We start from the raw sequence: 12,851 nt of genomic DNA, 5'->3' as shown, positions 1-12,851 counted from the left end.
GATCCAACTTCAGCGATTCTTATCTTAAAGCGCCAATATAGTGATGTGACACTTGGGCACGGTAGATTTCTTCTTCAGTGGCTTCCAACTCATGTCGTGTCGTGTCGACCTGTTTAGGTTTTTCGATCACAGCGGCTTCTTCATAGTTAAAAATATCCATGACACTGTCTAAACGGCTCACCAATCGAATCAGTTCAGCATCTTCTGTACTTAAAGCAAGCTCTGCCATCTGACGTGCATAACTTGGGTTTTCCACCAAATACATCACATCAATTACACGCCCCGATACACGGCGCAGACGTGCATAAAGTAAAGTTGCAATTGAAAAAGCATCAGCATGACTTACAACACCGCGATCTAACTTGGTCGACATATTCATCCCCTTTCAAGTGAAAAATATTTACTGACGATCTATCAGAAATCAGTCAGTAAATTAAACTTGCAAGGATTTAGCAAAATACGTACCAAAAACGTTATTGTTCACATGGTGATTCATTTATTTTAATATTTCCGCTGAGTAGAGGCATATTTAAAAAACCATTCAGAGGCAAAATACGTTAAACTTTAGCGAGTTTATTTTGTTTTATTTTGGTCTCTCAAATTTATGAAAACCGCTTCGCGTTTAAGCAGCTATTGGGTTACGTGTGCCGATGGCTTAGAAACCTTACTCCAAGAAGAATTAGAAGGTTTAGGTGTTCAAAACATTGAACGTTTTCCTGGGCGTTTAGTTTTCAAAGGTACACTGGAACATGCCTATCGCATTTGTATGTGGTCGCGTCTTGCGTCGCGTGTACTCGCACCAATTCATGTCCATGAGCTGGAATTTAGCCATGACGCACGTGATGTTGCTGAAGAGCTCTACGAAGGTGCAATGAACTTTGATTGGTCGCTGATTTTTGCACCACAAAGCACCTTCGCCGTTCGTTTACATATTGAACGTGAAATTAAGGTGAACAGCCAGTTTGCAACTCTACGTGTAAAAGACGGTATCGTGGATTCATTCATGGAAGCTGTTGGTAAGCGTCCAAGTATTGATATTAAGCAACCTGAAATTACCATTTATGCACTCGCAGGAAAAACTGAACACACCTACTGTTTAGACTTATCTGGTGATTCATTACATAAACGTGGCTACCGTCGTTATATGACCGATGCCCCAATTAAAGAAAACTTAGCCGCTGCGATTTTACAAAAAGCTAAGCTCCTTGCAAAAAGACCCGATATTTTCCTTGACCCAATGTGTGGTTCTGGGACGTTTATTATTGAAGCATTGATGATGCTGACTGACCGCGCACCTGGTTTAGTTCGTCGTTTCGGTTTCAATGGCTGGAATGGCCATGATCATGATCTGTGGATGAGCATTAAAGCGGAAGCAGCTGAACGCCATCAAACAGCCTTGGAACAACCTCTCCCTAAGTTCTACGCATTTGATGCAGACTGGGAAGCGGTAAAAGCCACCAAGCAAAATATTATTGCTGCTGGTTTTGAACGTGTACTTGACCAGATCCAAATCGAAGAACGAACTTTAGCCGATTGGCCAAACTTTGAAGCCGAAGGAAAAACAGCCTTTATTGTGACCAACCCACCTTACGGTGAGCGTTTGGGTGATAAAGCCTCAAACCGTGCTTTATATTTAGGCTTATCTGCTTTGCTGCAAAAGAACTTCCCAAATCAAACCGCAGCAGTTATCGCCGCAGCCGTCGAGCAAGCCGATGTATTGGCGCTGAATGACCCGCAAACCATGCGTTTGATGAATGGTAAACTGCCAATTTACGTACGTTCAGGTTCAGTTAAGCCAGTTGCAGTAGTCAAACCTTTCTTGGAAACATGGCAACCGCAACAGTTTGAAGCGATTGAAGGTGCTGAAGACTTTGCTAACCGTTTACAAAAGAACATGCAGACCTTAAAGAAATGGGCAGTAAAAGAAAACATTCACTGTTTACGTTTATATGATGCTGACCTTCCAGACTTTAACGTCGCAGTCGATTTGTATGGTGAACGTTTACACGTCCAAGAATATGCGCCACCGAAAAAAATCGATCCTGAAAAAGCCAAAAAGCGTTTCAACCTTGCTTTACAGGCGATTCGTGCGGTAACAGGTTTAGGCCGTGATGCGATCTTTATCAAAACACGTGCTCGCCAAGAAGGTAAAAACCAGTATACCAAGCAAAGTACTGCTTCTAAGCGTTTTATCGTGCAGGAAGGCAAAGCAAAAATTTTAGTCAATCTAACCGATTACTTAGATACAGGTTTGTTCCTCGACCACCGTCAAATCCGCTTACGCATTGCGCAAGAAGCGCGTGGTAAGCACTTTTTGAACCTCTATAGCTATACCTCTACAGCCAGCTTACATGCAGCTTTAGGCGGTGCGGCAAGTACCACCAGCGTTGATCTTTCAAATACATATTTGAACTGGTCTAAAGAGAACTTCGTCTTGAACGGCTTAACAGTCGATCATGCCGATGAACAACATCAGTTCTTTGCTAGTGATTGTTTTGAGTGGTTAAAAGAAGGTCATGAACAGTATGAGCTGATCTTTATTGACCCACCAACCTTCTCAAACTCGAAGAAGTTCTACGGTACCTTTGATGTACAACGCGACCATTTATCATTGCTCAAACGCGCGATGAACCGTTTAACTACGGATGGTACTTTGTACTTCTCGAACAACTACCGTGGTTTTGAAATGGACGAAGAAATTTTAGCATTCTTTGATGTCGAAGAAATTACCAGTGAAACCATTGGGCCTGATTTCAAGCGCAATCAAAAAATCCACCGTGCATGGAAAATTACCCATCCAAAAAACTAATGCACTGAAGATGAAATACCAGCAGGTCTTTCATCTTCGCTAAATTTTGCATTAGACAATTTTCAGATATAAAAAAGGGACGAAATACGTCCCTTTTATTATGTTAGATCATCATCTTTTACATTATTCAGTCAGGAAATTGGTTTGCCCATATTTGTAATCAACTGACATTTTCATGACACTCCCTTCACGTTTCACCTGCCCTGAACTCTGCATCGTCGAAAGCATGCTTTCGATCTCTTGATCAGACATGCTGATGCCTCCTTTTTGCAGATAATTATTCATGATGCGCGAGATCATATTTTTATCAAACTGAATATCTGCTCTGTATTCCATTAAACTCGGCATCATTTTCACCATACCCATCACCGTCGATTGGTGGCTCGGCATAATACGCCCCGTCACACTCGCTTGTGCAACCCCTTCCCCAATAGCAAATTGGTTCTCTTTTGATTCAAAACGGAAACCTTCATTAATCACTGCCAATAAAGCAGGCTCCATATCTTTTTCCATTGCCTCTTTTGCCAAACAACTGTTTTCACTTTTCGCCAAAATATCAAACAACGTCTGCAATTTTTGTCGGTTTATATCGAGTACATTAAAATTAAACTGTACGTTTTGGACAGCGGGCGCTGAAGGCATTTTCATTTCATCTAGACGCAATAACATTTCAGTGTTTACAACTCGGTCTGTCAGTTCACTTTGCGTTTCTATACTAAAATTCTTTAGTTCGGCATTGGTAGGTTTATTGATATCTCGATCTGACATTTTCAGTAGATCCATCTTAATTTTGGTTTCACCCGCCTCAAGATACTCACCATTCAGCCCTTGGTTACTTTCTAGCTTTAGCCCCACCATTTGCAAATGTATATTTGGATCGGTGACTGTGAGATTCGGAATTTCAAGCTGTAAATCCAGTATCTTTAACTGTTGTTCGATCGGTTTTGCCCGAAACTTTAATGTCATCGGATCTAATCTAGACTGGAGTTGAGCCTCATTGCGGGTAATCACTGGCGTAGTCAAGGTACTATTCAAAGTACCCAACCAATTCACTTTGCTTTGTACTTTAAGTGGTTCCTTCAACAAAGACTGAAGTGCGCCAGGTGCTTGCGTAATATTAATATCTGAACGAATCGCATATCCATTCCAACTCCGTTGAATATGATCCTGCCCCTTCAATTGGATCACTTCTTTCGGTTTACATGGGTCTAGTACTAATTCAGCGGTCCAGTTCGCACTGCCATTTAAAGCACCCATTTGAAATTGTTGATATTGCAAATTTAAATCATTCGACTGTTTGGTGCTGTGTTGATAATAAGCCTTCAAACTTTTATCTGCATAAAGATTACCCCCTACTGCGACCACAGCAAGCGTAAGTACGCCTCCAATACCCCACTTCAATTGAGTCATTTCTTCTATCTCAAGTTGTTTGTTTTTTATTAATATAAATTATAAAGAGAATCTTCAAATAAAGATAATTGTTTTGCAAATAAACTACTTAGATGCCACACCCATCACATAAATGTGAAAACTTACGTCACATTTTGGCTTAAAAATGTCATCTTTTAACATTTCTGTCCCGCAATAAAAAACCCAGCCGAAGCTGGGTTTTTTAGTTTCAATGAACCATGTAAATGATTAACTCATTTTCACTTTATCAAAGCTCAACTGACCATCATGTGCAGTGATCATAATATTGTCTCCAGCCACATAGTAACCAGACAATATTTTTTGCGCTAAGTTGTTTTCAACCTGTTGTTGGATGGCACGTTTCAATGGGCGAGCACCGTAAACTGGGTCAAAACCAGCGTCAATCAATAAGTCAAAGGCTTGATCATCCACCGTTAAGCGCATATCTTTTTCAACCAAACGATCACGTAAACGATCCAATTGAATATCTGCAATACCACGAATTTGCGCTTTTTTGAGTGAATGGAAAACCACTAACTCATCAATACGGTTGATAAACTCTGGACGGAAATGTTGCGTCACGGCATTCATCACCACTGCTCGCACTTCTTCATCCAAAGGATTATCACCCAACTCACGCACATCACTCGAACCTAAGTTCGATGTCATAACGATTACGGTATTTTTAAAGTCAACCACGCGACCTTGTGAATCCGTTAGGCGACCATCATCCAACACTTGGAGCAAGATGTTAAACACATCGGGATGTGCTTTTTCTACTTCATCGAACAGTACGACACTATACGGTTTACGGCGTACAGCTTCGGTTAACACACCACCTTCTTCGTAGCCGACATAACCAGGAGGCGCACCCACCAAACGACTGACAGAGTGTTTTTCCATAAACTCGGACATGTCGATACGAATCATGGCATCGTCACTATCAAACAAGAAGTTTGCCAGTGCTTTGGTCAACTCTGTTTTACCAACACCCGTTGGACCTAAGAATAAGAACGAGCCACTCGGTCGGTTCGGGTCAGACAAGCCAGCACGCGAACGACGAACTGCATTGGATACTGCAACTACAGCATCATCCTGCCCAACGACACGGTTATGTAAGAACTCTTCCATATGCAGAAGTTTCTCACGTTCACCTTGCATCATTTTGGCTACTGGAATCCCCGTAGCAGCACTAACGACTTCTGCAATTTCATTGTCAGTGACTTTGTTACGCAGTAGTTTCGGCTCTTCTTTTTCCTCAACGACTTCTTCTTCATTGAGACGTTTTTCCAGCTCTGGAATCACACCATACTGAAGGCGCGACATTTCACCCAAGTCGTTTTCACGCTGCGCTTTTTGCAACGCAATACGAGCCTGATCCAATTCAGCTTGAACTTGTTTGGTACCTTCAACTAAGGTTTTTTCAGCTTTCCAAACTTCTTCTAAATCATTGTATTCGCGTTGAACTTCACTGATTTGCTTTTCAAGATGAGCGACTTCCGCACGACTACCTGCATCTTCATCTTTTTTCACTGCTTCAAGTTGTAGTTTCAATTGAATCAAACGACGTTCAAGTTTATCCAGAGCTTCTGGCTTAGAGTCCAGCTCCATTTTGATACGAGAAGCAGCCTCATCAATCAAATCAATTGCTTTATCAGGCAATTGACGGTCGGTGATATAACGATGTGACATTTTCGCTGCTGCAATGATGGCAGAGTCTAAAATTTTCACGCCATGGTGCACTTCGTAGCGCTCTTTCAACCCACGTAAAATCGCAATGGTATCTTCCACACTCGGCTCATCGACCAACACTTTTTGAAAACGACGCTCTAGCGCAGCATCTTTTTCAATGAATTGGCGATATTCATCTAATGTGGTTGCACCAACACAGCGTAGCTCACCACGTGCCAGAGCAGGTTTGAGCATATTACCTGCATCCATCGCACCATCGCCTTTACCAGCGCCTACCAGCGTGTGTAATTCATCGATGAACAAAATGACTTCACCATCTTGTTTAGACAAATCTTTCAGTACTGCTTTTAAGCGCTCTTCAAACTCGCCTCGGTATTTGGCACCCGCAAGCAAAGAACCCAAATCTAAGGATAAAACACGTTTACCTTGTAGGCTTTCAGGTACTTCACGGTTAATAATCCGCTGTGCCAAGCCTTCAACAATGGCTGTTTTACCCACCCCTGGTTCACCAATCAACACTGGGTTATTTTTGGTACGACGCGACAAAACTTGAATGGTACGACGAATTTCATCATCACGCCCAATCACAGGATCTAACTTACCTGCAAGTGCGCGTTCAGTTAAATCAATGGTGTATTTATTCAGAGAATCACGTTGATCTTCATGATTGTTGCTCATGACTTTCTCATCACCTCGAATTTTTAAAATGACTTTGCGTAAGCTTTCTGCTTGCACGCCCACACTGTTGAGTAGCGTTTTAGTTGCCCCCACTTCGGCCAAGGCTTGCATCACCCAATCGGTAGACAAAAACTCATCGCCTGCTTTTTGCGCAAAGCTATCTGCCAAATTCAGTGCTTTGACTGCCTCTGAACTTAAGTTGACGTCCCCTGTAGGATTCGTCAGTGTTGGTGCATCAGCTAACGCTTGTTTTAATTTACTTTGTAAAGCAGGTAAATTGGCACCCGCTTGTTGCAACAAACTCAGATTGGAGGTTTCTTCTAACAATGTTGATAAGATATGAATACCTTCAATTGCGGTATGGTCTTTCCCCACTGCAAGTGATTGAGCATCTGAGAGAGCTTGCTGTAAGCGGTTTGTGAATTTTTCAAATCGCATTCTTGTTTTCCTCACAACAAATTTCGAACTTGATGGATATATGGGAACAGTTGCTTAAAATTCAATTCAAATTTATTAATCTTTCTACATTTTAAGTTATTTTTCATTAGCTTATCTTAACAATAAACCAATAAGACTCGGTTATAAGATGGGTCTTCTCCGCCTTATTTTCAAGCGTCAACCTAGATTATTTATATATTAAAGACCACGACTAGGTATGAATGAGTGACCACCAAAATCATTTGATCAATTATCAATCAAACAAACAACTCATTTTTATATTTATTCGTGTGATGAATTGTGTCCCAGTTTACGGAATCAAAACAAAAGCGTGAAGCATGAAAAAGGCCGATCACTAGATCAGCCTCAAATGACTTAAAAGTCAGCGTTTAATTTGCTGCAATAATCTCAAAATCATGGGTGATTTCAACCCCACCATCCATCAACATTTTGCTCGCAGAACAGTACTTTTCTGCCGATAATTCCACAGCTTTTGCGACTTGTTTTTCCTTCACCGCATAACCCGTGATAACGAAATGTAAGTGGATTTTTGTGAACACTGCAGGGATGCTATCTGCCCGCTCTGCCTTGAGTTCACAGCGTACATCGCTAATTTCTTGGCGTGATTTTTTAAGTATAGTCACGATGTCAAAAGAGGCACAACCACCCAGTCCCGTCAGGATCAATTCCATTGGTCTTGGACCACGGTTTTCACCACCATATTCTGGAGATCCATCCATGATAACACTGTGACCACTTTGAGTTTTTGCTTCGAAAGCAACATTCTCTAACCAATGAACAGTTGTTTGCATTGCAAGTACCTAAAAAAAGCTATAGATTGACGAAGTGACTGTACACTAACATAAATTGAGTTGATAAGGAATTTCAGCTCTGACTGTGTGACAAGTTCACCCTAGGTCTGTGCGATCTATATTTTATCCATTTTCGGAACCGTTAGCATGACTTCAAGCTTTTCACAATTAAGCACTGATGCGCTGTCTCCAGGTCAACTCCCCGAGTCAGTCAAAGCATTATTAAAACGCGCATATATTAATCGTTATCCTAAGCGTACCACCATCGTAGATGCAGGCTCAGAATCTAAATCTTTATATTTGATTTTAAAAGGTTCGGTCTCCATTATTCTGCGTGAAGACGATGAACGTGAAATCGTGGTCGCTTATTTAAATGCGGGTGATTTTTTTGGGGAAATGGGCCTATTCGAAGCAAACTCACAACGTACTGCTGAAGTACGTACCCGTGATGTTTGCGAAATTGCTGAAGTGACTTATGAAAACTTCCATGAACTCAGCAAACAATACCCTGACCTGAGCTATGCAGTATTTGCACAGCTGGTACGCCGTTTAAAAAATACTACCCGTAAAGTAACTGACCTTGCCTTTATCGATGTTTCAGGCCGTATTGCACGTTGCCTAATCGACTTATCTTCGCAACCTGAAGCGATGATTTTACCAAATGGCCGCCAAATTCGTATTACGCGTCAAGAGATTGGACGTATTGTCGGTTGTTCACGTGAAATGGTTGGTCGTGTTTTAAAAACACTAGAAGAGCAAGGCATGATCGAAACTGATGGTAAAGCCATCTTAATTTTTGATGCCTCTTTAGAAGAGTCAAAAGCAAATACTGATGACTATGAAGACGAAGAATAAGACGTTTTTCTTCGTAGCTGATACAGCCAAAAGCAAATCTTAGGATTTGCTTTTTTTATGTCTTTAAATCTGCTTCTGCTTTGACAAAATCATGACAAACTTTGTAAAAATAGTGATTTAACCTACTGGGCATAACTGTGTAACCTAATTCGACCGAAAAAACGCAGTCCATAAAAGGAAATGTTGAATGCAATTTAAACCCTTAGCCAATACAGGCATTTTGGTTCCTGAAATTTGTCTCGGCACCATGACCTTTGGTGAGCAAAACACTCAAGCTGAAGCCTTTGAACAACTTAACTATGCTTTGGCACAAGGCATCAACTTTTGGGACACTGCGGAAATGTACCCTGTTCCTCCAAAACCTGAAACCCAAGGTGCAACCGAAAGTATTATTGGTCAATGGATTGCCCAGCGTGGCGGTCGGGACAAGCTCTTTCTAGCCTCTAAAATTGCGGGGCCATCTCAAGGCGGTAGTCATATTCGTGATGGACAGACTCGTTTTAATGCAAGTGACATTTCTTCGGCCCTAGATGGTAACCTAAAGCGTTTACAGACCGATTATATCGATTTATATCAGCTACACTGGCCACAACGCCCAACCAACTTTTTCGGCAAATTAGGCTACGAAAACAGTGAAGCCAATAACATGCAAACCGTGACCTCTTTGCAAGAAACACTACAAGCATTAGAAGCAGAGATTAAAAAAGGACGTATCCGTTATATTGGCTTATCTAATGAGACACCATGGGGCACTATGAAGTTTCTACAGGTTGCAGAACAGCTTGGTCTATCTAAATTTGTCACTGTGCAAAATCCATATAGTCTACTGAACCGTACCTATGAAATTGGTATGTCGGAAATTGCGAAATATGAAGGCATTGGTTTACTCGCCTACTCCCCACTTGCTTTTGGCTATCTCACAGGTAAATTCCGCAATGGTGCACGCCCAGCCAATGCTCGCGTGACACTTTTCAGCCGCTTTAGTCGTTACAGCAACCCAGAGAGTGAATGGGCAACAGAACAGTATGCACAACTAGCTGAACGTCATGGTTTAACGCCGACACAACTGGCTCTAGCCTTTATCAAGCAGCAATTTTTTGTGACCAGTACGATTATTGGGGCGACCAACTTAGACCAGTTGAAAGAAAATATTCAAGCCTTTGAGATTGATTTATCCGAAGATGTTTTACAGGGTATTCAAGCTATCCATCAGCAACAACCTAATCCAGCACCCTGAGTCATACAATAAAGCACTGCTTCATCTGTCACAAATAATTGATGATTTTCAAAATCATCAACTGATATTAAAAAAGGACGCCTTGGCGTCCTTTTTTACTCAAAAACGAATTAACGTCTTTGATTATAAACCGCTTGAGCAGCAGCTAAGTTCTTACGCATTGCTTCAATACGCTGACTATTTGATGGGTGCGTCGACAGGAATGAAGAACCGCCTGCTCCATCAAGCTTATTCATTTTTTCCCACAGACTAATTGCAGCTTGAGGGTTATAGCCTGCTTTAGCCATCAACATTAAACCACCTTGGTCTGCACGACTTTCTAGGCTACGTGAGTATGGCAAGCCAATACCAATTTGACTACCTAACTGCGCTGCTGCTGAACCCGTTTGACCTACACCTGCCGCACTTAGACCAATTCCCAAGGCCAAATCCGTTAATGCCTGAGCACCCACTTTACTCTTCGAGTGTTCTTCCAAAGCGTGCACCATCTCATGTCCCATCACCGCTGCAATTTCAGCATCAGTTAGGTTCAATTTATCTACAATACCTGTGTAGAACACCACCTTACCACCAGGTGCAACATAGGCGTTGACCTGATTTGACTTAAGTACTGCCAACTGCCAGTCAAATTTCGTTCCAGTTTGATTCATTTGATCAGCATATGGCTTCAAGCGATTGAATACACCATAAATACGCTTATAGGTCGTAGATGAGGTATCTAAGGTCTTTGTGCTTCGTGCTTCATTCACTGTTTTGTTGAAGCCTTGGGTTGCTGCTGCATTTAATGTTGCAGTGTCTGCACCTGCCACTTCCGCAAAAGTTGCACAACCTGAAATGGTAACCACACTAGCTGCACACAAACTCATTAATATTTTATTTTTCATTATTGCTTAACTCCATCCATCTCAAAGCATTTTACATAATGTGCTGAATTATATTGAATAGATTTAAAGTGTTAAATATCATCACCGCGTTTTATCATAGCAATTATGTAAAAATATCTTCACAATTAAGCACAATATGCCAAATTTCAGTTGTAGAACCTTATCTACACACCACCTTAAACTTACTTACATAAACTGAATCAAAAGCCAATAAACCAAACAGAGGATATTTAAACCTAAATACAGATGGCTTAAGGGTTCAATTTTTTTTTCAAGGATCGCACTTTTACGCTTTGCAAACAGAAATGCATTTTGGAGCAATATGATTGGCACCAAGATACAAGCAATAATCACAGACAATCCAATGAGCGCACTATAAATCACGTCTGGATCGGTGGTTTGCCCTTGAATAATCATCATCGCGATTGTTGGCGCACCACCCATAGCAAAAAGTAGTGAGTAAAAAATAGTTCCCGCGATATTCTTTTGCATCCTGCCTGCTCATCTGTTTATTGTGCATTTTATTCTAACAAGCACTTATGCATTATGTCGTGCTTATTCATGCAACTTTAGTCGGGAAAATTATTCCAGCTCAGTAGCTTAAATCAATATCTGTCAAGCTCATGTACAAATGTATCGCACAAATAAAAAACCCTGTACTAGACAGGGTTTTTCACTCAATGCTTTATCGCTTAAGCGTCAAATGGATGACGTAAAACAATCGTTTCTTCACGGTCTGGACCTGTAGAAATGATATCGATTGGGCATTCGATTAATTGTTCAATGCGCTTTACATAGTTGATCGCTGCTTGTGGCAATTGATCCATTGATTTCGCACCAAAGGTAGACTCAGACCAACCCGGCATCGTTTCGTAAATTGGTTTTAAAGTTTCAAATGCAAGCGCATCAGAAGAACCAACACAACCAGAATCAGCAGCTTCGTAACCTACGCAGATTTTCACTTCTTCTAAACCGTCAAGAACATCAAGTTTAGTTAAGCAAATACCTGAAAGTGAGTTTACGTCTACAGAACGACGAAGGATTTCAGCATCGAACCAACCACAACGACGTTGACGACCCGTAGAAGCGCCAAATTCAGAACCAACAGTTCCTAAGTGCTTACCAATAGCATCACCTACGTCATTTGCAGCGTCATAAACCAACTCAGTTGGGAACGGACCTGCACCTACACGTGTTGTGTATGCTTTGGTAATACCCAACACATAGTCAAGATGTAATGGACCCAAACCTGAACCTGAGCTTACGCCACCAGCAGTCGTGTTTGAAGACGTTACATACGGATATGTACCATGGTCAACATCTAGAAGTGAACCTTGAGCACCTTCAAACATGATGTTATCACCGTTTTTACGGTAATTATGCAGCTCTGTAGTGACATCAATCACAAGTGGTGCAACCACTTCACGCCATTGATCACACAGCGCAAGTACATCTTCTAATTTAACTGCTTCTACGCCGTAGAATTGTGTTAATTGGAAGTTATGGTACTCAAGAAGTTCAGTTAACTGAGCTTTAAGATGCTCGCCACCACGAACCAAGTCTGCAACACGAATTGCACGACGTGCAACTTTGTCTTCATACGCAGGGCCAATACCACGACCAGTGGTACCAATTTTTGCATTACCACGCTTGATTTCACGCGCTTGGTCAAGAGCAATATGATTTGGCAAAATCAGTGGACAGTTCGGAGAAATACGTAGACGCTCTTTAACTGGCACGCCTTCTTTTTCAAGAATGTCCATCTCTTTGATGAGCGCTTCAGGAGAAAGTACCACACCGTTACCAATTAAGCACAGTACGTTTTCACGTAAAATACCAGATGGAATGAGGTGTAATACAGTTTTCTTACCACCAACGACAAGTGTATGACCTGCGTTATGTCCGCCTTGATAACGAACGACCGCAGCCGCTTGATCTGTGAGCAGGTCGACGATTTTACCTTTACCTTCGTCGCCCCATTGGGTACCGAGTACCACAACATTCTTGCCCATAATAGCCTCATTGCATCATGCTGT

At 41.6% G+C, this 12,851-nt stretch carries 10 protein-coding genes; 3 read left to right on the top strand and 7 right to left on the bottom strand.

The features are described from left to right. Positions 1-19 precede the first annotated feature (19 nt). Positions 20-373, bottom strand: coding sequence for a hypothetical protein (locus tag AC0KVP_RS05410; RefSeq protein WP_234964545.1), 354 nt, complete (start codon positions 371-373; stop codon positions 20-22). A 231-nt stretch (positions 374-604) separates the two neighbouring features. Between AC0KVP_RS05410 and rlmKL the strand changes: the two genes are divergently transcribed. Further along, on the top strand, positions 605-2,809 hold the full coding sequence (rlmKL, locus tag AC0KVP_RS05405; RefSeq protein WP_168158935.1) for a bifunctional 23S rRNA (guanine(2069)-N(7))-methyltransferase RlmK/23S rRNA (guanine(2445)-N(2))-methyltransferase RlmL: 2,205 nt from the start codon (positions 605-607) through the stop codon (positions 2,807-2,809). Positions 2,810-2,932: 123 nt separating this feature from the next. Here the strand turns inward: rlmKL and AC0KVP_RS05400 are convergent, their stop codons facing one another. The 3 genes from AC0KVP_RS05400 to AC0KVP_RS05390 form a co-directional block, all read right to left on the bottom strand. Then, the gene (locus tag AC0KVP_RS05400; RefSeq protein WP_473339509.1) at positions 2,933-4,219 is read right to left on the bottom strand and encodes a DUF945 family protein; all 1,287 of its coding nucleotides are present in this window, start codon (positions 4,217-4,219) and stop codon (positions 2,933-2,935) included. Positions 4,220-4,447: 228 nt separating this feature from the next. After that, positions 4,448-7,027, bottom strand: coding sequence for an ATP-dependent chaperone ClpB (clpB, locus tag AC0KVP_RS05395; protein WP_473339507.1), 2,580 nt, complete (start codon positions 7,025-7,027; stop codon positions 4,448-4,450). Positions 7,028-7,416: 389 nt separating this feature from the next. Then, entirely contained in the window at positions 7,417-7,839 is a 423-nt protein-coding gene (locus tag AC0KVP_RS05390) for an OsmC family protein (protein WP_473339503.1), read from the bottom strand. 147 nt (positions 7,840-7,986) lie between these two features. On the opposite strand from AC0KVP_RS05390, the gene crp reads away from it, so the two are divergent. Next, on the top strand, positions 7,987-8,694 hold the full coding sequence (gene crp / locus AC0KVP_RS05385) for a cAMP-activated global transcriptional regulator CRP (protein ID WP_332476898.1): 708 nt from the start codon (positions 7,987-7,989) through the stop codon (positions 8,692-8,694). A 187-nt stretch (positions 8,695-8,881) separates the two neighbouring features. After that, positions 8,882-9,931, top strand: coding sequence for an NADP(H)-dependent aldo-keto reductase (locus AC0KVP_RS05380; RefSeq protein WP_473339498.1), 1,050 nt, complete (start codon positions 8,882-8,884; stop codon positions 9,929-9,931). A gap of 110 nt (positions 9,932-10,041) precedes the next feature. On the opposite strand, the gene AC0KVP_RS05375 is transcribed toward AC0KVP_RS05380, so the two are convergent. From AC0KVP_RS05375 to AC0KVP_RS05365, 3 genes are all read right to left on the bottom strand, one after another. Then, complete coding sequence (locus AC0KVP_RS05375; protein ID WP_004982314.1) at positions 10,042-10,815, bottom strand: M48 family metallopeptidase; 774 nt, start codon at positions 10,813-10,815, stop codon at positions 10,042-10,044. 186 nt (positions 10,816-11,001) lie between these two features. Further along, positions 11,002-11,307: a hypothetical protein gene (locus AC0KVP_RS05370; RefSeq protein WP_473339492.1), complete on the bottom strand. Its 306-nt coding sequence runs from the start codon at positions 11,305-11,307 to the stop codon at positions 11,002-11,004. 200 nt (positions 11,308-11,507) lie between these two features. Next, positions 11,508-12,827, bottom strand: coding sequence for an adenylosuccinate synthase (locus AC0KVP_RS05365; protein ID WP_004696178.1), 1,320 nt, complete (start codon positions 12,825-12,827; stop codon positions 11,508-11,510). Between the last annotated feature and the right edge of the window lie 24 nt (positions 12,828-12,851).

It is taken from the genome of Acinetobacter sp. DL27, from assembly GCF_055810995.1.
Note: the sequence above shows the minus strand (reverse complement) of the source record. Positions and strands in the feature narration are given on the sequence as shown.

Coding starts and splice junctions, on each gene's coding strand:
- AC0KVP_RS05410 (WP_234964545.1), bottom strand. CDS start 373: ATGTCGACCAAGTTAGATCGCGGTGTTGTAAGTCATGCTGATGCTTTT.
- rlmKL (WP_168158935.1), top strand. CDS start 605: ATGAAAACCGCTTCGCGTTTAAGCAGCTATTGGGTTACGTGTGCCGAT.
- AC0KVP_RS05400 (WP_473339509.1), bottom strand. CDS start 4,219: ATGACTCAATTGAAGTGGGGTATTGGAGGCGTACTTACGCTTGCTGTG.
- clpB (WP_473339507.1), bottom strand. CDS start 7,027: ATGCGATTTGAAAAATTCACAAACCGCTTACAGCAAGCTCTCTCAGAT.
- AC0KVP_RS05390 (WP_473339503.1), bottom strand. CDS start 7,839: ATGCAAACAACTGTTCATTGGTTAGAGAATGTTGCTTTCGAAGCAAAA.
- crp (WP_332476898.1), top strand. CDS start 7,987: ATGACTTCAAGCTTTTCACAATTAAGCACTGATGCGCTGTCTCCAGGT.
- AC0KVP_RS05380 (WP_473339498.1), top strand. CDS start 8,882: ATGCAATTTAAACCCTTAGCCAATACAGGCATTTTGGTTCCTGAAATT.
- AC0KVP_RS05375 (WP_004982314.1), bottom strand. CDS start 10,815: ATGAAAAATAAAATATTAATGAGTTTGTGTGCAGCTAGTGTGGTTACC.
- AC0KVP_RS05370 (WP_473339492.1), bottom strand. CDS start 11,307: ATGCAAAAGAATATCGCGGGAACTATTTTTTACTCACTACTTTTTGCT.
- AC0KVP_RS05365 (WP_004696178.1), bottom strand. CDS start 12,827: ATGGGCAAGAATGTTGTGGTACTCGGTACCCAATGGGGCGACGAAGGT.